Genomic DNA, 22,104 nt, shown 5'->3' with positions numbered 1-22,104 from the left:
CTTGCATGGTTGAGAATTGAAATGCTGCAATTGTCTGAATTCTAGCAACTATACTTGCATTTAATTTGCCACTATTAATACTTATTAGCTGGTATATTTTATTTCAGAAATAATTGCAAAATTGTAATATTTAGCAACCAATTCTGGGTTATAAGACTAGAATTTGGGTGGTAGCTTCCAGAATTGATCTGTGTAACACTAGGAAGCCTACCGAAGCTATTTTTTAACGGGAGGTCAGGTAATGGCGATCGCCACCATTAATCCCGCCACTGGGGAGACGCTAAAAACCTTTGAGGCGCTCAATGATGCAGAAATTGTCGCTAAACTAGATTTGGCTAATCAGACTTTTGAACACTATCGCCAGACTAGTTTCTCTAAACGATCGCAATGGCTGCAAAAAGCAGCTGATATTTTAGAGCAAGATAAAGCAGAATTTGCTAAGTTGATGACTCTAGAAATGGGTAAACCATTTAAAGCTGCGATCGCAGAAGTCGAAAAATGCGCTGTCGTCTGTCGTTACTATGCCGAACACGCTCCTGATTTTCTCGCTGATGTTAGTATAAAAACTGATGCCAGCCAAAGTTTTGTACGTTATCAACCAATGGGTGCAATTCTCGCGGTGATGCCGTGGAATTTCCCTTTTTGGCAAGTTTTTCGCTTTGCCGCACCAGCCCTGATGGCGGGAAATGTCGGCTTACTCAAACACGCTTCTAACGTGCCGCAGTGCGCCTTGGCAATTGAAGATATTATCCGACGGGCAGGTTTTCCTGAAGGTGCGTTTCAAACTCTATTAATCGGCGCTGCCAAAGTTGCCGATTTAATGGCTGATGACCGCGTAAAAGCTGCTACCTTGACCGGAAGCGAACCAGCCGGCGTATCCCTCGCCATCGCCGCCGGCAAACAAATTAAAAAAACAGTTTTGGAATTAGGAGGAAGTGACCCGTTTGTTGTGTTAGAAAGTGCTGACTTAGAGACAGCAGTTGTCACAGCTACTACAGCGCGGATGTTAAATAACGGGCAATCATGTATTGCAGCAAAACGTTTTATTGTCGCAGAAGCGATCGCAGATAAATTTGAAAAATTGCTTTTAGAAAAATTTGAGGCGCTGAAGGTAGGCGATCCCATGCAACCAGATACCGATTTAGGCCCACTAGCAACACCTGGGATTCTCCAGGATTTAGACCAACAAGTGCAAGGAGCTATTAGCAGCGGTGGTAAAGTGATCACCGGTGGACATCCTTTATCAGATCGTCCTGGAAACTTTTATCCGCCAACGATTATCATAGATATCCCGCCTAACACACCCATTGCCAAAGAAGAATTCTTCGGCCCAGTAGCCTTGTTATTCCGGGTTCCAGATATCGATGCTGCTATTAAACTCGCCAATGACTCACCCTTTGGCTTAGGTGCAAGTGCTTGGACAACCAAAGACCAAGAGAGCGATCGCTTGGTTGAGGAAATCGAAGCAGGTGCGGTGTTTATCAACGGTATGGTCAAATCCGATCCCCGGTTGCCCTTTGGTGGCATCAAGCGTTCTGGATATGGCAGAGAATTGAGTATCCAAGGTATACATGAGTTTGTCAATGTGAAAACTGTTTGGGTGAAGTGATTAGGGACTAGGGACTGGGTACTGGGAATTGGGTATTGGGATTAATAGGTATTAGAAATATCTTCTAGAAAGTCAATCTCTAATCCCCAATTCCTAGTCTCCAATCCCTAGTCCCCAATCCCCAGTCCCCAGTCTTATTTGTCAATAATTAGGAAATAAAATGAATACAGCAGAGTTATTGGTGCAGTGCCTAGAAAATGAAGGAGTGCAATACATTTTTGGACTTCCTGGTGAAGAAAACCTTCACGTTTTGGAAGCGTTAAAAAATTCTTCGATTAAATTTATTACGACTCGTCATGAACAGGGTGCAGCATTCATGGCCGATGTCTATGGACGTTTAACAGGAAAAGCCGGAGTGTGTCTTTCTACTCTTGGGCCTGGGGCAACCAACTTGATGACTGGAGTAGCAGATGCCAACCTCGATGGTGCGCCTTTAGTAGCAATTACTGGTCAGGTGGGAACAGATAGAATGCATATTGAATCCCATCAATATTTAGATTTGGTGGCAATGTTTGCACCTGTTACCAAGTGGAATAAACAGATTGTGCGACCGAGTATTACACCCGAAGTAGTACGGAAAGCATTTAAGCGATCGCAATCTGAAAAACCTGGTGCAGTTCACATCGATTTACCCGAAAACATTGCTGCCATGCCTGTCGAAGGCAAACCTTTGCATAAGGATAATAGCGAAAAAAGCTATGCATCTTTTGCTAGCATTCGGGCAGCCGCCGCCGCAATTTGCCAAGCAGTTAACCCATTAATCTTAGTTGGAAATGGAGCAATTCGCGCTCATGCCAGTGATGCAGTCACGCAATTTGCTACTTTACTGAATATACCTGTTGCCAATACCTTCATGGGTAAAGGCGTGATTCCCTACACACATCAACTAGCTTTGTGGTCAGTGGGATTACAGCAAAGAGACTTCATTACCTGTGCCTTTGATAACACAGATTTAGTAATTGCGATCGGCTATGATTTGATTGAATTTTCCCCCAAGAAATGGAATCGCAATGGTGAAATTCCCATTGTGCATATTGGGGTAAGTTCGGCAGAAATTGATAGTAGTTATATTCCTAACGCCGAAGTTGTGGGAGATATTTCCGATTCCCTCTATGAAATTTTAAAATTAGCAGATAGACAAGGTAAACCCGAACCTTTAGCTATTAGCTTAAAGTCAGAGATTCGGGCTGATTACGAACAGTATGCCCATGATGACGGATTTCCGATTAAGCCGCAAAAGTTAATTTATGACTTACGCCAAGTGATGGGCCCAGATGATATCGTCATTTCTGATGTTGGCGCACATAAGATGTGGATGGCTCGTCATTATCATTGCCATAGTCCCAATACTTGCATAATTTCCAACGGCTTCGCAGCTATGGGTATTGCCATTCCTGGCGCTTTAGCTGCAAAACTAATTCATCCTAAGCGCAAAGTCGTTGCTGTCACAGGCGATGGCGGCTTTATGATGAATTCTCAAGAATTAGAAACAGCTTTGCGTGTTGGTACGCCTTTTGTCACGATAATTTTCAATGATGGTGGCTATGGGTTAATTGAGTGGAAGCAAGAAAATCAATTTGGCAAAGGAAACTCATCCTTTGTGCATTTTAGCAATCCTGATTTTGTCAAATTAGCCGAAAGTATGGGTTTAAAAGGCTACCGAGTTGAATCGGCTTTAGATTTGATTCCCACTTTGAAAGAAGCCCTCGCTCAAGATGTACCCGCCGTGATAGATTGTCCCGTGGACTACCGGGAAAACTGGCGCTTTAGTCAAAGAGCCGGCGAATTGAGTTGTGCGCTGTAAAAATAAGAGAGGCGACGCCAGTCGCTATAACGGGGAGCCACTGCGTTGGACGGGCAATGCCCAGCTTGTTCGCGCAGCGTCTCCCCTTGGGAGAAGCAAGTGGCATGGGAACCCCCCGCAACGCGCTGGCTCATTAACCCTTGTCTGTACAAGAGTTAGGAGTTATAGCAGGAGGCAGAAGGCAGATCGCTTTTAGCGTCTCCCCTTCTCCCAAAGGGAGAGGCTAGCGCCAAGGGAGAAGGCAGGAGGTAAAACTATATAATATGAACACAAATCTCACTCAGAAATTATCCCAACCCATAGTAAATAAAGTTGCGATTGTCGGTGCTGGCCCAGGCGGTTTAGCTGCTGCGATCGCACTGAGAAGCCAAGGGATAGAGGTTCATGTATACGAAAAAGCCCAAGAATTTCGTCCAGCAGGAACTGGACTAGGACTAGCTCCTAATGGCTTGAATTCTCTAGATGCGATCGCACCGGGAATTGTCGAAACCCTCAAAAGTTCAGGATGCGAAGTTCACCACACAGTTTTAAAGAATATTCAGTCTGAGACAATCCGAACTAGCGCAACTAAATATATAGAAAAATACGGACAACCATTGTTAACTATTTGGTGGTATCGTCTACAGCAAGTCTTAGCATCGAGATTGCCGTCTGACATCATTCACCTCAATCATCGCTGCATCGGCTTTGAGCAAGATGCAAACGGTGTAGAAATTCATTTTGATGGTAAAAAATCAGTAGATACAGATTTGCTAATTGGGGCTGATGGCGTTAACTCTGTGATCAGAGAAACTTTATTTGGCGAGGGTAAGCCTAATTATATCCGTAGTATGTGTTGGCGTGCCATCATCAAATATCGCCACGAGCTATTTAATGACTATGAACTAGTTTTTGTCAAAGGCAATCAACAGTTTATGTACCTTCTCAATAGTGGCGAAGGCTATACCAGTTGGATAAGTCGAAAGTTCTCGCCTGAGTACTCCCTTTCCCACAGCGCCAATGAAGTGAAATCTCGCATTCTCAATGAATTAGCTGACTGGGATAAATCCTTTCGGGTGGTGGTAGAAGAGACACCAGCTACGGAAATTTGGGAAGGACCGATTTGCGATCGCCCACCGTTAACTCAATGGAGTCAAGGCAGAGTGACTCTCTTAGGCGATGCTGCTCATCCAATGGCACCTGCAATGGGCCAGGGAGCCAATACCACTTTTGAAGATGCATACCAACTGCGAGAGTGTTTTTCTGATTCAGCTAATCTGCAAGAAGCTCTGATTAGCTACGAACAGTGTCGCATCGAGCGGACAAAACTCATTCAAGCTCATAGTGCTTTGGGTGAAATGCGGTACTATGACATTAACACTGTGGCATCTACTGGACAGACGCAAGAGCGCCAAAGGAGTCTTAATGATGATTTTCACAAATGGGTGTACAACTTTAAGCCATCTGTAAAAAGTTAAATTTTAGCCCGGTATTCAGTAAAGCTACTTTGATCGTAATTAGCAGCAAAAAACCATAGCTAGTGCTAATCTTATCGAGTAATTTGAGAATATCAGAAGTAACTGTTTTTAGTCAAGCCCTCAAACACGACAAATTCGTTGAATAATTGAAAATTATTACCATCAAATCAACATAACTTAATCATGCTGTTAATTTTTATAAAAAGTTATGCCATTACCTTTTTGGGGTTAATTGAAGTATTAAATCTCGTTTTAGAGTTACTAATTTACCCCTATTGTTGGTCGAGATTCAGCATAAGTAATTAACTTAGTATCTATTTAGGTTTAATTTCCTGAAAATTTTCGATTGTGAGAAAGATTTCTTCATCAGCTATTTGACTATTGTAATCGATATTAATTTTAGTTGGATAGCCAAGTTTAGCATTGTATTCTACGTCTAGGTTGGATGCCTTACGGTTGATAGCATCTTCAATCACATTAAAGAGTTCAGGAATTGTGTCGTATTTTTGAAAAAATTGCGGATTAACTGGTTTCCCAGTAGCTACAGAAGTAATTGAAGTTGTTTGACCATTACGTACTTCAATAACTACTGGTCCTCTAGCATCTTGTATACAGAAGCAACTGTTGCTAACTGTAATCCGATAGTTAGCAACAGTTGCTTGTTCCCACAAACGTTTATTAAATTTTAACCGTCTTGAATTTAAATTATTATTCGTTTGCTTCTGACATTGTGCTTTATCTACGGTAGTTTCGGATATTGCTGGTAGGTTAAGACCTATAGATAGTAATAATGCTGCACTGATAATGATAGGTAAACGCATATTAATCCATTTATTGGTTTTTAAAAATTTAACTAGTATTATGATACCACAAAGTGTAACTGAGTTTACGAGAAGTTATTTAAAGAAATTTCATCTTTTATTTATTTTTTTTCGTAGGTAAATGAATCTGCATTTTGTAGAATATCATCCATAATCCAATTTCCCAGACATTAACAAGTTTGGGGGTTTTATTCCCCTGCCTCTATAGGTAGCACGTTTTATGATTGCAAAGCCTTAAAAATATTTATTTAAGTTAAATAATCTTAATTCTTCTAATTAATGTCGATTTTTTTAGGTAATATTATTCTTAAAAAAAGGCGTGCTACTAAAATAAGTAGCAGCCAGATTATGAAGTATTTATTTAGAAAATTTCTTCAAGGTTGCTTGTGGTTTTGATAGCTGACAACAGCTGCCCTGAGATTACTTTGGTGTTCTGAAAGTAGCCGATCGCCTTCGTCTTTTTCCAAACCAGTCCAGTGCATCAATAGCGCCAGCTTAACCCATTTACCACTACGTTCTAGTAAAAAACCAGCAGTTTCCCGACTTAAACCTGTGAGGTCTTGCAAAATTCGCAAAGCGCGATCGCGTAATTTTTGATTTGTTACTGCTACATCCACCATGCGATTGCCATAAACTTTGCCTAGCTTGACCATTACGCCGCTAGAAAGGATATTTAAAGCTAATTTAGTGGCTGTACCAGCTTTCAGGCGAGTTGAACCAGCGATTATTTCTGGCCCTGTCAATAGGCGAATGTCAATATCGACATCAAAGCTAACTTGTTCAGCAGGAACACAAGCGATAAAAATAGTTGTGGCTCCTCGCTGACGAGCAGCATGAAGCGCACCGTGGACATAAGGCGTTGTCCCACCAGCAGTAATGCCAACTACCACATCTAATTGAGTAATGTGTCGCCCAGCGATCGCCGCCTCACCATCTTCAATGCTGTCTTCCAAATCTTCAGAACTGCGTACTAGTGCGCCAGCACCACCAGCAATAATTCCCTGTACCAACTCTGGAGGTGTACAAAAAGTAGGTGGACACTCAGCAGCATCTAACACGCCTAAACGACCACTTGTCCCTGCACCGATATAAAATAGGCGTCCTCCGTGGCGCAAACGCTCTGCGGTGCGCTCAATTGCCTCTGCTAACTGAATTTTTGCCGCTGCAACTGCGGCGACAGCCTTTTGGTCTTCGTCATTAAACAACTCCACTAATTCCAGAGAACTGAGCTGGTCTAAGTTCAGACTGTTAGGATTTACCAGCTCAGTTAAAAGATGTCCGCGTTCTTGCAAATTTGTCATTTGTCCTTTGTCCGTTGTCATTTGTCCTCTCTTACAAAGTTCTGAGCGGAGGTTTCCTCCGCTCACACTTTGCGCTTTGTCATTTGTCAGTTAGCGACCAATGACCAATGACTAATGATCAATGACTAATGACTAATGACTACTTACAACAATCCTTCCAATTTGCGACGAATCTTCTCTAGTTCAGAATCAGACAATTCTGGTTCTTCTAGTGGCTGTTCATTGAGAGGGAAGGTGTCTTCAACAGTATCCTCCTTCTGGGCATTTTCTTGCCAGTCAGTTTTTTCGACGTTAAGTTCTGGGGGAGTTACAACTAAATTGCTGTTTTCTGGGATGATTTCCCATTGATATCCAGCACTTTCGCAAAATTCTTTGATTTCTTCAGCATCGATCGGCTCCGGTGTGGGTGCGGAAAAATCCTGAGCTTCTAACATCAGGGCAAAGCGCGTGGCATCGTCTTCTGACTCGAACATCAGAATTTTATTGCGTTGCTTGCCGCCGTAGGCATCGCCTTCCCGAATCGTGTGAATCCCCTCATTTTCTGTTCGAGCATTAAAAATTAACACAAAAACACGCATTGGTGTAATCATCTGTTCTTTTTAAGGTTTATTCATATTAAAGTTCGAGATTGTGCCTCAAGGAAAGTCACAAGAACAATTTTCACTCTATTCAGATTTTCCTGAAAACACCAATATTATTAAGCATAAATATTGGATCGAGCAAATATCGTAACTCAACCAATGGGTCTTGGATTTAGTTGGCGTATCCTGGAAATGGCATACTGAATCAATGTGCCAGTTAATGCTTGTGTGTGCTAGCGATATCCGGCAATTAATACAGTGAAAGCAAATGACTAAATATCCCGATCGAGATCCTTACTACCTTTCTCCTAATCGCAAGCGTATGTGGTTGCTGGTGTTGAGTCGGGGTAGCATTGCTTTGAGCGGACTTTTACTGTTGGGAGTGATTGTCGGTATTTGGCGGTTGTGGACTTTTGTTCAAACAGAGCTAACACCATTAGCACAAAAAAGTCTCACTACTACACTCAACCGTCCGGTAGACCTGGGAAGAGTTACACAATTTTCGTTGACGGGAGTGCAGTTTGGGGCTTCAGCTATTCCAGCCACACCCACAGATCCAGACCGGGCCACAGTCGAATCTGTAGAGGTGGGTTTTGATCTGTTGCAGCTAGTCTTTAACCACCATTTAAAGCTAGATGTTACCTTAGTCAACCCAGATATTTACATTGAACAAGATGACCAAGGACGCTGGGTTTCCACTACTATAGCCCCGTCAGGTGAAGGGGCCGCCATTAAAACTGATTTGGACAACCTGCGGTTTCGTAATGCCAAGCTGGCTTTGATGCCGCAGAGGAGAGCAGGGGGAGCAGGGGGAGCAGGGGAAGTAGGGGGAGGAGTATCTTCTTCATCTTCCGCGTCTGTTTTATCCCCTGTGGGATTTTCTCAACTCAATGGATCTGCTCAACTTTTAGCAAACAACCAGTTGATACGGTTTGAAGTCGGGGGTCAAGCAGACAGTGGTGGTAATATTTCCATTCAGGGAGAGACACGTTCTAGGGTACTAGCAGGTAACTTCCAGGTACAAGCACAAGATTTTCTGGCTGAAAATATTACTCGCTTGATTAAGTTACCACTGAACTTACAGGCGGGTCGAGCCAATGGCAACTTGTTAGTTCGGTTGACACCAGGACAGCAGACTTTATTGTTTGGCAACGCTACTGTGCAAGGGGTAACGCTGCAAATACCCAAAGTCCCGCAACTGTTGAGCAATAGCCAAGGAAACCTTCACTTCCAAGGAACCGAGTTGCAGTTAAATAATGTTACTAGCAACTACGGCAAAATTCCTTTAGTGGCTACGGGAATCGTCGATACGAAAGCAGGCTTTAAGTTGGCAGCGCGTGTAAATGCGGTGAGTTTGGCGAATGCCCAGGAGACTCTCAAGGTAAAATTACCTGTACCGATCGCTGGACAAGTACAAGCTTCTTTGCAAATTACTGGCTCGACAAAAGAGCCAATTCTTTCCGGCTCAGTTGCCACGATTCAAACTGCCCGAATTGATAAAGTTGATTTTAATAATATCAGTAGTAAGTTTGAGCTTGTTACTAGTTCCTCTTTAATTACCTTAAAAGATATTCAAGGGTTCGCCAAAGTCGGTGGTGAGATTACGGGCGCTGGTACAATTCAACTCGGTAAAAACCCGCAATTGGATTTAAATTTCGCTGCCAAGAGTCTTCCAGGAGATGCGATCGCCAAAGTCTACGACATAACACCCACCTTTCAAGTCGGCAATGTCTCAGGTACAGCTCAACTAACTGGCGCTCCTACCAATGTCCAAACTGTGGTACAATTTCAAGCTCCTAATGGAACTTACCCCGGTACAGGCGAAGTTGCGATCGCTCCAAATCGCACCGTCTCTTTCCGCAATGTAGCTCTGAATATAAGTGGTGGTACAGTTCGGGCAACTGGTAGTTATGCCAATCAGCGTTGGCAAGCTGTGGCTGTTGCCTCTGGGGTAAAATTGGAACCCTTTGTAGACAAAAGTCAACTGCAAAATGTCTCTTTGGCTGGGGCACAATTCAACGGTCGTCTCATCCTCTCAGGCAGCACAGCACCATTTGAAATTGCCACAATTCGCAGTGATGGTGCAGGAGTTCAAATTGGTGGCGGCACAGTAGCAGTTTCTAATATCCAACTGCAAGACCAAAGCTTCTCGGCTCAACTTATAGCTAATGGTGTACGGTTGGGACAAATATTAAAACAGTCTCCTCCAGCTTTAAATAATCCTTTGGCGGGTACGTTCCAAATTGCAGGTGACAGAGATAATTTCAGCCTGAAAACCTTCCGTGGTAGTGGTGAAGGTCGCCTTACTATTGGTGATGGAACGGTTACAGCCTCTAATATTCAAGTGGCTAATGGTGTATATCAGGCAAAAGTTCAGGCTCAGAATGTGCCTGTACAGCAATTGGCAACAGTACCAAAGCAGTTCCAGGGAGCGTTAACTGGTCAATTCAATGTAAGGGGTTCTGTTGATTCTTTTAAACCGCAAACTATTCAAGCCAACGGTCAAGCGCGGGTAAGTGTTGCAGCTGGAACTATTACAGCCTCTAATATTCAAGTAGGTAATGGTGTATACCAGGCGCAAGTTCAGGCTAACAATGTACCTGTGCGCCAGTTGGCAGCAGTACCACCGCAATTTCGAGGGACGTTAACTGCTCAATTCAATGTAGCGGGTTCTGTTGATTCTTTTAAACCGCAAACTATTCAAGCCAACGGTCAGGCGCGGGTAAATGTTGCGGGTGGAACTATTACAGCCTCTAATATCCAAGTGGGTAATGGTGTATATCAGGCGCAAGTTCAGGCAACTAATGTACCTTTACAGCAGTTAGCAGCAGTACCACCGCAGTTACGAGGGACGTTAACTGGTCAAGCAAACGTAGCAGGTTCAGTTGAATCCTTCCAACCACAAACTATCCAAGCCACTGGTCAGGGACGGCTGGATGTTGCAGGTGGAAATATTACAGCCTCTAATATCCAAGTTGCTAATGGGCGCTATCAAGCTGTAGTTGATGCTGCTGGTGTGGAATTAAATCGGTTAAATCAGCAATTACGGGGTCAGTTTGGCGGTCAGTTGCAATTAGCTGGCACGCTCGGATCGTCCAAATTAGCTGATGTGCGTGCTGCTGGACAGGTGCAATTATCACAAGGTATCCCTGGTCTGGAGCGACCTCTGACGGCTGCGATCGCTTGGAGTGGCGAAAGACTAACCATTGAGCGAGCAACTGCTCCCGGTTTAAGTGTCACTGGTAACATATTAGCCAATGCTACAAAGACAGGTATACCGGAAATTACTGCCCTAAATCTTAACGTCCAGGCGCAGAATTACAACTTAAAACAGTTACCGATTAATCTTCCTAATCAAGTTGCTGTGGCGGGGGGAGTAGATTTTAATGGTCAAATCACTGGTAAACTGCCCTTACCAAATGTAGTAGGGCAAATCAACTTACGAAATTTGGTTGTTCAAGATATTGCTTTTGAGCCATTATTAACTGGAAACATCGATTCTGCGCAGGGACGTGGTTTGAGTTTGAACTTGGCGGGTAATAGCGATCGCTTATCCTTCAATTTAGATGCTAATAATCGCCCGAAATCTTTCTTATTCAAATGGCAGCAAGCATCAGCCACAGGTAATGTTCAAGGGAATGATTGGGCAGTGAAAGTTGCCAATTTCCCCTTACAAATATTGAATTTGACTCCGCCACCAATTACTCGCCTGGGTGCTGGTAAGATAGCTGGTTTGTTAACTGGAGATTTGCTGTTTAATCAGCAGACATTGGCAGCAACAGGAAATTTAGCGATCGCTAATCCCCAAATTGGCCGAATTCAAGGCGATCGTTTAGCCGCTCAATTCCGCTACAGTGACGGTAAAGCTACACTCGCAAGTAGCGAATTTGTTAAGGGGAAAAGTCGCTACGCCCTTGTCGGTACTTTTGCTCAAAGTGCTAAAGGCCCTCAACTACAAGGTAAACTGAACATCAACCAGGGTGAAATCCAAGATGTTCTAGCTGTAGCACAGGTATTTGATTTACAAAATTTGCCAGGTGGTTCAGCAGAAATCTACGGCACAGCAGCGGATCTGACTACCAACCCCCAAGGAACACCAAATGAACCCTTATTCATCCAAATCGAACGGTTTTCTGAAATTCAAGCTTTGGTGGCAGAACAGCAAGAACAGCGACTTAATTCCACTCCCATACCGGATTTGGCAGACTTAAAGGGAACTTTCAATGGCGAAGTGGCTGTAAATACAGCTACAGCCAATGGATTATCAGTGGATTTTAATTTGAATGGACAAAACTTTGCTTGGGGTAAAAAGGAAGAAGAAAAACGTTTTTATACTGCCGATAAAGTGATTGCCGAAGGCAACTTTGAAAACGGTGTTTTGAGTTTGCGACCTTTACGAATCCAGTCTCAAAACAGACTGATTGCGTTCACAGGTAACGTTGGCGGTGATGAACAATCTGGCCAGCTGCGGGTGAATAATTTTCCAGTACAACTATTGAATAATGTTGTCAAACTGCCAGTTGGAATCACGGGTAATCTTAACGCTACAGCAGCTTTAGCAGGTAGTATTGCTAATCCCCAAGCTAGAGGGGAATTGCAAATCACAGAAGGAATACTAAATCAGAAGAAAATAGAGTCAGCAATAGCAAGTTTCAGCTATGCTAACGGACGCTTAAACTTTGGTAGTACTGTAGCAGTTGCTGGGCCAAAACCTGTTGATATTACTGGCAGTATCCCTTATAAATTGCCTTTTGCCTCCGTCGCACCAGACAGCGATCAAATCAGTTTAGATGTGAAGTTGGAAAACGAGGGATTGGCACTGTTAAACGCATTAACTAATCAAGTGGTATTTGAGAAAGGTGAAGGAGAAGTAGACCTGAAGGTGCGGGGAACATTACAAAAACCCCAAGTAGATGGAATTGCTACTATTAATAATGCTACTTTTTCAGCCCGGGCTTTGCCACGTAAGCTGAGAGATGTCACAGGTAGAATACTGTTTAATTTTGACAGTATCTTAGTAGAAAATCTTCAAGGTAGATTTAGCCGTGGGACGGTAGAAGCTGCTGGAGAAATTCCCATTTTCAACAATGAGAACGTAACTATCAAAAATCCCTTGACTGTTAATCTCGATCGGCTAGCGTTGAATCTTAAGGGACTTTACCAAGGAGGCGCTAGTGGCAATTTGCTGATTACTGGTTCTGCTCTTAACCCTATAATTGGCGGTAGAGTAAATTTATTTGATGGTAAAGTATTGCTGGCAGAATCTACCAACGCCACGACATCTGAAAATGGTAGTATTGGCGTATCACCCACAAAAGCCAATGAGCAGAGCAAATCTGAAATTGGAGATGAGACAGGAAATACTAACCCCAGATTTAATAATTTAGATTTGGAACTAGGTAAAAACGTCCAAATTACCCGTGACCCTATTCTCAACTTCCGCGCCACTGGTAATCTCATAGTTAATGGCTCAATCAATCAGCCTATACCCAATGGTACTATCCAGTTAGAAAAAGGGGGAGTAAATTTATTTACTACTCAATTTAACCTTGCTCGTGGTTATAAACACACTGCAACTTTTAGCCCTTCTCAACCCCGCGACCCCAACTTAGATATTCGACTATTTGCCAAAGTATTGGATGTAGTTCAAAGTAATGACTTCAGCCGGGTAAATACCACAGGTTTATCAGCGTTAGAGAGTATTCGAGTCGAAGCCACTATCAACGGTTTAGCTAGCAAACTAGATAAAAATCTAGAATTAACAAGTAGTCCGTCACGTAGTCAAACCGAAATAGTTGCTCTTTTAGGAGGTGGATTTGTAGACACTCAAGGACGTGCAGACAGTACTTTAGGTCTGATTAACATCGCGGGTTCGGCTGTATTTAACAATTTTCAGTCAGCTTTTAACCAGATTGGGAGTACCTTTGGCTTAAGTGAACTGCGGATATTTCCTACCATTATTTCTGAGAATCCCGAAGCTGGAAGAAGCAATTCATCTTTAGAATTAGCAGCAGAGGCTGGAGTTGACATTTCTTCTAAAATATCCGTTTCCAGTATCAAAATTTTGACAACAAATGACCCCTTCCAATGGGGTATTAATTATCGGATAAACAATGAATATCGTGTGCGTGCTTCTACTAACTTAACTGATGACAGTCGTGCAGTAGTGGAATATCAAACCCGGTTTTAAAGAAATCTCTTCAATTACGAATTACTTCCTGTTTCCTCTTCTCCTTGCTTCTCAATAGCTTGTTGTATAAAACTCCTATTTGATTTTTGAACAAAACCGCGAGATAATACGGAGAAGAATACAAGTCATTGTGTTCGCTTTGCCCTCAATTGCCCAATACAAAATCCAATTGAAGATATCTGGTTACAAGCAAAAACATGGGTTAGACGTTTTTGTGCTTTGGTTCCAACATTTTCTCATTTCAAGTGGATGTTTGAGTGGTTTATTAGACACACTACCTTTGATTTCGACACTTTACAGATGTCCGGAGCTTATTCAAAAATCAAATAGGATTCCTATAGATCAGGCTATTGTTAGCTCTAGCTGAATAATGCAAATAAAGCTATAAATTAACATTCCGTGGCTCTGCCGGGGAATGAGGAAATGCTAACTCGCGGCTAAATTGCTCCAACCCACATAGGGTAATTTTGCAGCTGTTGCCCGAACTTGGTCAGCGTTGGCTACTAACTGACCGCAAGCGTCCCAAGTTCCAGAAATAAATGTGCTTCTTGTGCCTTCACCGATCGCAACTGAGGCTGTAAAGTCACCAATTTGCACCTGCAAGGTTTCCAAATTCACTGTTACGGCGGCTTGGGGATTAGCAGCGACTAAATCTTGCAGTTGTTTAACACTAACAGCATCGGCTGTCACACAAGGTATGCCCATTGCCACACAGTTACCGAAAAAGATTTCAGCGAAGCTTTCACCGATTAAAGCTTGGATTCCCCATTTTGCGATCGCTTGAGGTGCGTGTTCCCGTGATGAACCGCAGCCAAAATTTCTATTGACTATTAAAATATTTGCCCCTTGGTACTGGGGTTGATCAAAGGGATGTTCGCCTTTAAGTGCTGTCCGATCATCAATAAACGCGCCTTCGCCTAACCCATCAAAGGTAACGGCTTTCAAATATCGTGCGGGAATAATGCGATCGGTATCTATATCATTGCCCACTAAGGGTATACCGCGCCCTGAAACTGTTTTAACTTCACTCACCATAGGATTTTATCTATTATTTCAATGACAGTTTGTTGAAAAAGGGATTGGGGAAGGTGGGGCCCCCTCTGGGGATAAGGGGTAATGGGGACTGGGGAAGATGAGTGAATGGGGAATAGGGAATGGTAATAGGTATTTCAATTACCAATCCCCAGTCTCTAATCCCCAATTCCCAGTCCCCAGTCTCCAAAATTACAACAACTCGCGCACATCAGAGACTTCGCCTTTAATCGCAGCAGTAGCGACCATCGCCGGACTCATTAACAATGTCCGACCGGAAGAGGAACCTTGTCTTCCTTTAAAGTTGCGGTTAGAGGAAGAAGCGCTGATTTGTCTTCCTTGTAGCTTATCGGGGTTCATCGCCAAGCACATAGAACATCCTGGTTCGCGCCACTCAAATCCGGCTTCTTGAAAGATTTTATCCAGTCCTTCAGCTTCTGCCTCTTCCTTCACCCTTTCTGAACCAGGAACAACGAAGGCTTTGATTCCCTCTGCAACGTGGCGACCTTTGGCGATTTTTGCCGCTTCTCGCAAATCACTAATTCTGCCGTTGGTGCAACTACCAATAAAGCAGACATCGATTTTTGTACCCTTGATTGCTTGACCAGGATATAAATCCATGTAGCGGTAAGCTTCTTCGGCAATAAATCGGTCTTCTTCCAGCAGTTCTTCCGGTTGAGGTACTGACTGGTTGACACCGATACCTTGACCGGGAGTAATCCCCCAGGTGACGGTAGGAGGAATTTCCGCAGCGTCGAATACCACTACATCATCGTATTGGGCATCAGTATCACTCTTGATGGATTCCCACCAAGCCACTGCTCGATCCCAATCTGCATCTTTAGGAGCAAAATCTCTGCCTTTGAGGTAATCGTAGGTGACTCGATCGGGATTGACGTAGCCGCATCTAGCACCGCCTTCGATCGCCATATTGCAGACAGTCATCCTCTCTTCCATATTCATTTGCTCAAAGGTCGTACCTGCAAATTCATAGGCGTAACCCACGCCACCTTTAACGCCAAGGGTGCGGATGATGTGCAGAATGACATCTTTGGCGTAAACTCCTGGGTTAAGAGTGCCGTTAACTTCAATTTTGCGGACTTTCAGTTTCGAGAGAGCGAGGGTTTGGGAAGCGAGAACATCCCGAACTTGGCTAGTACCAATCCCAAATGCGATCGCACCAAATGCGCCATGACTGGAAGTGTGACTATCTCCACAAGCGATCGTCATTCCAGGTTGGGTCAGTCCAAGTTCGGGAGCGATGACGTGAACTATACCCTGACTGCCAGAACCAATATTATAAAAATTGATGCCGTTTTCTTGACAGTTATTTTCCAGCGCCTGAATCATTTCTTCTGCCATGTCATCGGCAAAGGGACGCGCCTGATTTTCTGTGGGCACAATATGATCTACTGTGGCAACAGTCCGTTGTGGAAACAGTACTTTTAGACTTCTCTCGCGTAACATAGCAAAGGCTTGAGGACTGGTGACTTCATGAATTAGATGAAGCCCGATAAATAGTTGCGTCAGCCCTGAGGGAAGTGTACCAACGGTGTGTAAGTCCCAAACTTTGTCAAACAGGGTACCTTTGCTCATACGTCAATCAGTATTTAAAGAGTCCGGACTTAAATAGTATCAAAAAAAAGTCTCGGTTTTTACAGATTGCTTCATATTACTTACAGCTTTGCAGCTGAGGGGGAAAATTTAAACGCAGAGGAGGGCAGAGGTAAGCGCAAAGGTACGCAGAGAATTTACGAATCTAATTTACTCGCTTTTTAGGCAGCAAAAGCAGTGAATTATCCGAAATATTGAGATGCAAAGATGTAAATAACTTTATCCTTTTCCACAAGGATATGTTAATACAATACGAGATAATCGCACTACCAGGTTATGTCCATAGATTTACGGGAATTTTATCAGGCTAGCGACCCCAGCAGAACTCTGTTTGTCAGCAATAGCTCTGATGGCAAGTATTATATAGATTTTTCCTCGGTACGAGGTGGTGATATTCTTGGCAAGCTGAAGCAGAAAATTACTTTTTTTAAGCCGAATGAACCCACTTGCACTTTATTTACTGGACATATCGGTTGTGGAAAATCGACAGAACTATTACGGTTACAGGCAGAACTGGAAAAGTTAAATTTTCATGTGGTCTATTTTGAGTCCAGTGATGACTTGGAAATGACTGATGTCGATATTGCTGATGTGCTGCTAGCGATCGCTCGTCGTGTAAGTCAAAGTCTGGATAAAATTACCCTAGAGTCGCCCAACAAGTTTAATGAGTTGCTGCAAGGTGCTTGGAAGGTCTTAAACTCCGAAGTTACGGGGGTAAAAGTTAAGGTTCCGAATGTCGGCGATTTTGGTGTCACCTCTGAAAAAGAAAAGCTTTCTCTGTCTGTGGGCATTGGTGAAATCACCGCGAAGATGAAAAATGACCCAACGCTGCGAGAAAAACTCAATCAGTATTTAGCACCGCAGAAAACTAAGCTGCTGGAAGCAATTAATCAAGAATTATTGGAACCTGCGATCGCTAAACTCAAACAGCAAGGTAAAAATGGTTTGGTGGTAATTGTCGATAATCTTGACCGCATAGATAATCGTGCCAAACCTTGGGGTCGTCCGCAACAGGAATATTTATTTGTCGATCAGGGTGAGTTTTTGACAAGGCTTAATTGTCATCTCCTCTACACCATGCCCTTGGCTTTGAAGTTTTCCAATGATTACGGAATGCTGACTCAGCGTTTCCCAGAAGATCCCAAGGTTTTACCGATGGTACCTGTACAAAGGACTGATGGCAGTGTTCATGTAGAGGGAATGGCACTCATGCAGCAGATGGTACTAGCAAGAGCTTTTCCTGACATGACACCAGAGGAGCGTTTAAGTAAAGTTACTGATATTTTTGATAGTGCTGCTAGCCTAGAACGGTTATGTAAAATGAGCGGTGGTCATGTGCGCGACGTGCTGAGGCTGTTGAATACTTGGATTATGGAAGAGATGAGTCTTCCCCTAACCCGTGAAACCTTAGAGCAAGTGATTCGTTCTCGGCGGAATGAAATCATGTTGCCGATTTCTGAGGATGAGTGGCAATTGTTACGTCACGTCAAGGAAAGGAAAAAGGTGAGTGATGACCACGGATATCAAAAACTGATTCGCAGTCGGTTTGTGTTTGAATATCGGGATGGTGGCGAGTCTTGGTTTGATATTAATCCGGTTTTGGCTGAGGCAAAAGAGTTGAACGTTTCTTAACGGTAGGGTGTGTTATGGCTTCCGTAAAGCACCATCTCCGGTTTTCGGTGCGTTATGCTTCGCGGTACACACCCGACATCTGCTATTCGCCTTGGCTCTTTTAATCCAAAATCCAAAATTCCAAATTGGTATGACAGATTCACAGCAACCTGAAAATGAAAAGGGACTGCAACAATTAGCTTGGGCCATAGAATCCTCTGTGGGACAGTTTAAGCTGATTTTGGCCCGGTGTAATTATGCTAGTTTGCGCGATCGCCTCATCCAGAAATTACGAGAAATTTGTCAAGTCGAAATTCGTGTCTTGGCGGTGCAGCAATCGAACAGGACTCTTTATACTGCGATTCAGGAAGAATTCGGCGAAGAAATAGCAGGCTGTGTAATGGTTGTGGGTTTGGAATCAGTGCAGAATTTGTCTGTGATGTTAACTTCTGCTAATCAGGTGCGGGAAGAGTTTCGCAATAATTTTGCTTTTCCCTTAGTGTTGTGGATTGACGATGAAATCTACAAGCAACTAATACAGTTTGCGCCAGATTTGGAAAGTTGGGCAACTACAAGAAGTTTTGCCATATCAACGCAGGAATTAGTAGATTTTATCATTGAAACCGCTAATCAATGGTTTAGCAATAACTTAAAATTTAGTGTAGATGTATATATTAAACTAGAAAAGGAGTTAGAAGCAGCGCAAAGATATTTAATCAGCAAACCAGATGTTTATAATTTAGAAATCCAAGCTAATTTAGAATCTTTATTAGGTTTTGTCAAACAGATAAATAATCATAAAGATTTGGCAATAGAGCATTATCACAAAGCTTACAAGCTTTGGCAGCATAGTAATAATTTAGAATTACAAGGAATAATTCTCGGTGAGATTGGCTTTTGCTGTTATCTCAAAGCTTTTAAAAATCAAGATATTAATCATCCAAATTGGTATAGAACTTGGCATTATATTCAAGAGTATATTAATTTTATTAACTACTTTTATAGTCCAAATTTAATTGCTAATTCAGTAGCTAAATTTGGTGATATCTTGCGAGACTTGCAAAAATGGGAAACGTTGCAGAGTCTTTCAGAACAAGCTTTGGTAATACACAAAAGTAACAACTAGCTAAGGGAATTAGCCAAGGATTACGGTTTTTTGGCTGAGGTGGCTTTGGCTCAAAAAAACTGGGTAAAAGCAAATCAGCTTGTTAACCAAGCCTTAGAAGTTTTTACCGCGATTCCCAATTTGAAATCAGCAAATATCTCAGGGGTTTTATCTGATATTCCCAAAAGAGATTTTAAATCAAAAGATTTCAGCTTGTATCAGTTTATTTTAGGTCGTTCTCAATACCATTTAGGTCAAACTCAACAGGCAACTCTCAGTTTAGAAACTGCTAGGGATGTGGGTAATCCCCTAGAAGATGTCAGGCTTTACTTGGATATTCTCAAGTTTTGCAGCAGCTTTATTTTGAGCAGAAAGAATATCTCCAAGCGTACAGAACTAAACAGCAACGGCGTTCTATTGAACAGCAATTTGGCTTACGGGCTTTTATTGGTGCGGGTAGATTAGAAGCAACAAAACAAGCATTTGTAGAAACATTGCGCTCAAACTCTCTTCAAGGAAATATTGCCCCAGAAATTGCTGCATCTGGTCGCCTATTGGATGTAGAACGTTTGATTGAACGCATGGGTCGCCCTGATTATAAGTTGATAGTAATTCATGGGCAATCGGGTGTGGGCAAAAGTTCCTTGGTGAATGCAGGACTGATACCAGCTTTAAAGAATAAAGCGATCGGTACTCAAGATTATTTGCCGGTGGTAATGCGCGTTTACACTAACTGGGTGGAAGAGTTAGGGAGGCTTTTGGGAAATAGGGGAGATGAGGGAGATGAGGGGACAAGGGAGATCAGGGAGACAAGGGGACAAGGGGACAAGGGAGATGAGGGAGACAAGGGGACAAGGGGACAAGGGGACAAGGGAGAGTTAAAATTTCAAGTTTCGAGTTCAGAACTCGGAACTTCGACCTCAGAACTTGGAACCTCAACCTCAGAACTCGGAACTTCGACCTCAGAACTCGGAACCTCAACCTCAGAACTCGGAACTTCAACCTCAGAACTTGGAACCTCAACCTTAGAACTCGAAACCTCAACCTCAGAATTTGGAACTTCGACCTCAGAACTCGGAACCTCAACCTCTGAACTCGAAACCTCAACCTCTGAACTTGGAACTTCGACCTCAGAACTTGGAACCTCAACCTCAGAGGCTCATTTATCCCCCTTGTCCCCTTGTCCCCTTGTCCCCTTGTCTCCCTCATCTCCCTTGTCCCCTTGTCCCCTTGTCTCCTTGTCCCCCACTCCCCACTCCCTCCTCTCCCAACTGCGCGAAAATGAACAGCACAATCTCCGCACAGTACTAATTTTTGATCAATTTGAGGAATTTTTCTTTGTTTACACCGAACCTGCACAAAGGAAGCAATTCTTTGAGTTTCTGGGAGAGTGTCTGAATGTTCTATCGGTGAAAGTTATCTTATCGCTGCGGGTAGATTACATTCATTACTTGTGAGAGTGCAATGATTTATCCAGTCTGAAGATTATTGGCAATGACATTCTCAGTAATAATGTGCTTTACAAGTTGGGAAACTTCTCACCTGCTGATGCCAAGTCAATTATTCAGCGTTTAACTGAAAATACTAGTTTTCACTTAGAATCTGCTTTAGTTGAACAACTGGTACAAGATTTAGCTGGAGAATTGGGTGAAGTTCGTCCTATTGAGTTGCAGGTTGTGGGGGCGCAACTGCAAACGGAGAATATTACAACTCTGGCAGAATATCAGCAGCGTGGTACTAAAGACGAATTAGTTAAGCGTTATTTGGATGAAGTTGTTAATGATTGTGGTGAAGAAAATCAGCAAGCAGCAGACATATTACTCTATTTGCTGACCGATGAAAAAGGAACTCGTCCACTCAAGACTCGCGCTGAGTTGGAACGCGATTTGCAGGAGTACTTCTCGGAGATTCCCTCAATCCTCCTTAAAAAACAGGACTTTATTTTTTCCATCCCCTTTTTAAGAGAGTCGCCGCAGGTAAAAAAATCGGAAACTAAGGAGAAACAAGCTTCTGAAATCAGTAAATTAGATTTGATTTTAGAAATTTTTGTCCAATCCGGCTTAGTGGTTTTGCTACCAGATAACCCAGCTGACCGTTATCAACTGGTACATGACTACATCGCCGCTTTTATACGCCAGCAACAGGAACCGAAGTTAAAACAGGTTATGGCGGCACTGGAAAAAGAACGGGAACAAAGAAAACTTAGTGACGCGAAACTGAATAACTTTCTCAAACGCGCCCTTTTTGGTTCCGTGCCCGCAGGTTTAGGATTTGCTGGATTAGCAGTGGTAACATTCCAGTGGACAGTAGAAGCAAATGTTCATCTAATTAACGCCATCAATAATTCTTCTGAAGCCTTTTTTGCCTCTAAACAACATTCAGATGCTTTAATAACAGCCTTAAAGGCAGGTAACAAACTCAAGCAGACAATTTGGGTACAGCAAAAAAGCGATACCCGAATGCAAACTGTGGCAACTTTACGGCAAGCGGTATACTTACAGCCAAACGAGAAAAAAGAAAACCGCCCCATAGAGGTGAGTACTTTAGAAGGTCATAGCGATAGGGTAATTAGCGTCGCCTTCAGTCCCAATGGACGACAGTTAGCTTCTGCTAGTTTTGACAAGACCATCAAAATCTGGGATGTCAGCAATGGTCAACTCCTCAAAACCTTGACTGGTCATAGCGATAGGGTAATTAGCGTCGCCTTCAGTCCCAATGGACAACAGTTAGCTTCTGCCAGTTTTGACAAGACCATCAAAATCTGGGATGTCAGCAATGGTCAACTCCTCAAAACCCTGACTGGTCATAATAGTCCAGTCTATAGCGTCGCCTACAGCCCCAATGGACAACAGTTAGTTTCTGCTAGTCTTGACAAAACCATCAGAATCTGGGATGTCAGCAATGGTCAACTCCTCAAAACCCTGACTGGTCATAATAGTCCAGTCTATAGCGTCGCCTACAGCCCCAATGGACAACAGT

General features: G+C 43.1%; 10 protein-coding genes and 2 pseudogenes. 7 read left to right on the top strand and 5 right to left on the bottom strand.

Translation table 11 applies throughout. The annotated features are described in order from the left end of the window. Nucleotides 1-241 precede the first annotated feature (241 nt). From V7K79_RS25700 to V7K79_RS25690, 3 genes are all read left to right on the top strand, one after another. Nucleotides 242-1,609, top strand: a complete 1,368-nt coding sequence (locus V7K79_RS25700; RefSeq protein ID WP_335051691.1) for an NAD-dependent succinate-semialdehyde dehydrogenase — start codon at nucleotides 242-244, stop codon at nucleotides 1,607-1,609. A 160-nt stretch (nucleotides 1,610-1,769) separates the two neighbouring features. After that, the gene (locus V7K79_RS25695) at nucleotides 1,770-3,413 is read left to right on the top strand and encodes an acetolactate synthase large subunit (protein WP_335051689.1); all 1,644 of its coding nucleotides are present in this window, start codon (nucleotides 1,770-1,772) and stop codon (nucleotides 3,411-3,413) included. A 263-nt stretch (nucleotides 3,414-3,676) separates the two neighbouring features. Then, the gene (locus tag V7K79_RS25690) at nucleotides 3,677-4,870 is read left to right on the top strand and encodes an FAD-dependent monooxygenase (protein ID WP_335051687.1); all 1,194 of its coding nucleotides are present in this window, start codon (nucleotides 3,677-3,679) and stop codon (nucleotides 4,868-4,870) included. Nucleotides 4,871-5,184: 314 nt separating this feature from the next. Here V7K79_RS25690 and V7K79_RS25685 read toward each other — a convergent pair whose 3' ends face one another. The 3 genes from V7K79_RS25685 to V7K79_RS25675 all read right to left on the bottom strand — a co-directional run bounded on the left by V7K79_RS25685 (nucleotide 5,185) and on the right by V7K79_RS25675 (nucleotide 7,582). Further along, complete coding sequence (locus tag V7K79_RS25685; protein WP_335051685.1) at nucleotides 5,185-5,691, bottom strand: DUF6174 domain-containing protein; 507 nt, start codon at nucleotides 5,689-5,691, stop codon at nucleotides 5,185-5,187. Between the two features lie 374 nt (nucleotides 5,692-6,065). Beyond that, nucleotides 6,066-6,992: an N-acetylmuramic acid 6-phosphate etherase gene (gene murQ / locus V7K79_RS25680; protein WP_335051719.1), complete on the bottom strand. Its 927-nt coding sequence runs from the start codon at nucleotides 6,990-6,992 to the stop codon at nucleotides 6,066-6,068. A 143-nt stretch (nucleotides 6,993-7,135) separates the two neighbouring features. Next, the gene (locus V7K79_RS25675; RefSeq protein ID WP_335051683.1) at nucleotides 7,136-7,582 is read right to left on the bottom strand and encodes a DUF3110 domain-containing protein; all 447 of its coding nucleotides are present in this window, start codon (nucleotides 7,580-7,582) and stop codon (nucleotides 7,136-7,138) included. Between the two features lie 259 nt (nucleotides 7,583-7,841). Here V7K79_RS25675 and V7K79_RS25670 point away from each other — a divergent pair, with 259 nt between their 5' ends. Beyond that, complete coding sequence (locus V7K79_RS25670; protein ID WP_335051681.1) at nucleotides 7,842-13,763, top strand: translocation/assembly module TamB domain-containing protein; 5,922 nt, start codon at nucleotides 7,842-7,844, stop codon at nucleotides 13,761-13,763. A gap of 108 nt (nucleotides 13,764-13,871) precedes the next feature. Further along, a pseudogene (locus tag V7K79_RS25665) lies at nucleotides 13,872-14,093 on the top strand (IS630 family transposase); the annotation flags it as partial. Between the two features lie 96 nt (nucleotides 14,094-14,189). Here the strand turns inward: V7K79_RS25665 and leuD are convergent. Beyond that, a complete protein-coding gene (gene leuD, locus V7K79_RS25660) occupies nucleotides 14,190-14,798 on the bottom strand; it encodes a 3-isopropylmalate dehydratase small subunit (protein WP_335051679.1) in 609 nt (202 codons plus the stop codon). 189 nt (nucleotides 14,799-14,987) lie between these two features. Further along, nucleotides 14,988-16,391, bottom strand: a complete 1,404-nt coding sequence (leuC, locus tag V7K79_RS25655; RefSeq protein ID WP_335051677.1) for a 3-isopropylmalate dehydratase large subunit — start codon at nucleotides 16,389-16,391, stop codon at nucleotides 14,988-14,990. A gap of 294 nt (nucleotides 16,392-16,685) precedes the next feature. Here leuC and V7K79_RS25650 point away from each other — a divergent pair, with 294 nt between their 5' ends. Then, nucleotides 16,686-18,041 (top strand): P-loop NTPase fold protein, encoded by a 1,356-nt coding sequence (locus V7K79_RS25650; protein WP_335051675.1) that lies wholly within the window; start codon nucleotides 16,686-16,688, stop codon nucleotides 18,039-18,041. Between the two features lie 130 nt (nucleotides 18,042-18,171). Continuing rightward, nucleotides 18,172-22,104, top strand: a pseudogene (locus tag V7K79_RS25640) (nSTAND1 domain-containing NTPase); the annotation flags it as partial.

This window comes from Nostoc sp. (assembly GCF_036917575.1).
GTDB lineage: Bacteria > Cyanobacteriota > Cyanobacteriia > Cyanobacteriales > Nostocaceae > Nostoc.
Note: the sequence above shows the minus strand (reverse complement) of the source record. Positions and strands in the feature narration are given on the sequence as shown.

Excerpts from the sequence above, each read along its gene's own strand:
- V7K79_RS25675 (WP_335051683.1), bottom strand. The coding sequence starts at position 7,582 with ATGATTACACCAATGCGTGTTTTTGTGTTAATTTTTAATGCTCGAACA.
- V7K79_RS25690 (WP_335051687.1), top strand. The coding sequence starts at position 3,677 with ATGAACACAAATCTCACTCAGAAATTATCCCAACCCATAGTAAATAAA.
- V7K79_RS25695 (WP_335051689.1), top strand. The coding sequence starts at position 1,770 with ATGAATACAGCAGAGTTATTGGTGCAGTGCCTAGAAAATGAAGGAGTG.
- murQ (WP_335051719.1), bottom strand. The coding sequence starts at position 6,992 with ATGACAAATTTGCAAGAACGCGGACATCTTTTAACTGAGCTGGTAAAT.
- leuD (WP_335051679.1), bottom strand. The coding sequence starts at position 14,798 with ATGGTGAGTGAAGTTAAAACAGTTTCAGGGCGCGGTATACCCTTAGTG.
- leuC (WP_335051677.1), bottom strand. The coding sequence starts at position 16,391 with ATGAGCAAAGGTACCCTGTTTGACAAAGTTTGGGACTTACACACCGTT.
- V7K79_RS25700 (WP_335051691.1), top strand. The coding sequence starts at position 242 with ATGGCGATCGCCACCATTAATCCCGCCACTGGGGAGACGCTAAAAACC.
- V7K79_RS25650 (WP_335051675.1), top strand. The coding sequence starts at position 16,686 with ATGTCCATAGATTTACGGGAATTTTATCAGGCTAGCGACCCCAGCAGA.
- V7K79_RS25685 (WP_335051685.1), bottom strand. The coding sequence starts at position 5,691 with ATGCGTTTACCTATCATTATCAGTGCAGCATTATTACTATCTATAGGT.
- V7K79_RS25670 (WP_335051681.1), top strand. The coding sequence starts at position 7,842 with ATGACTAAATATCCCGATCGAGATCCTTACTACCTTTCTCCTAATCGC.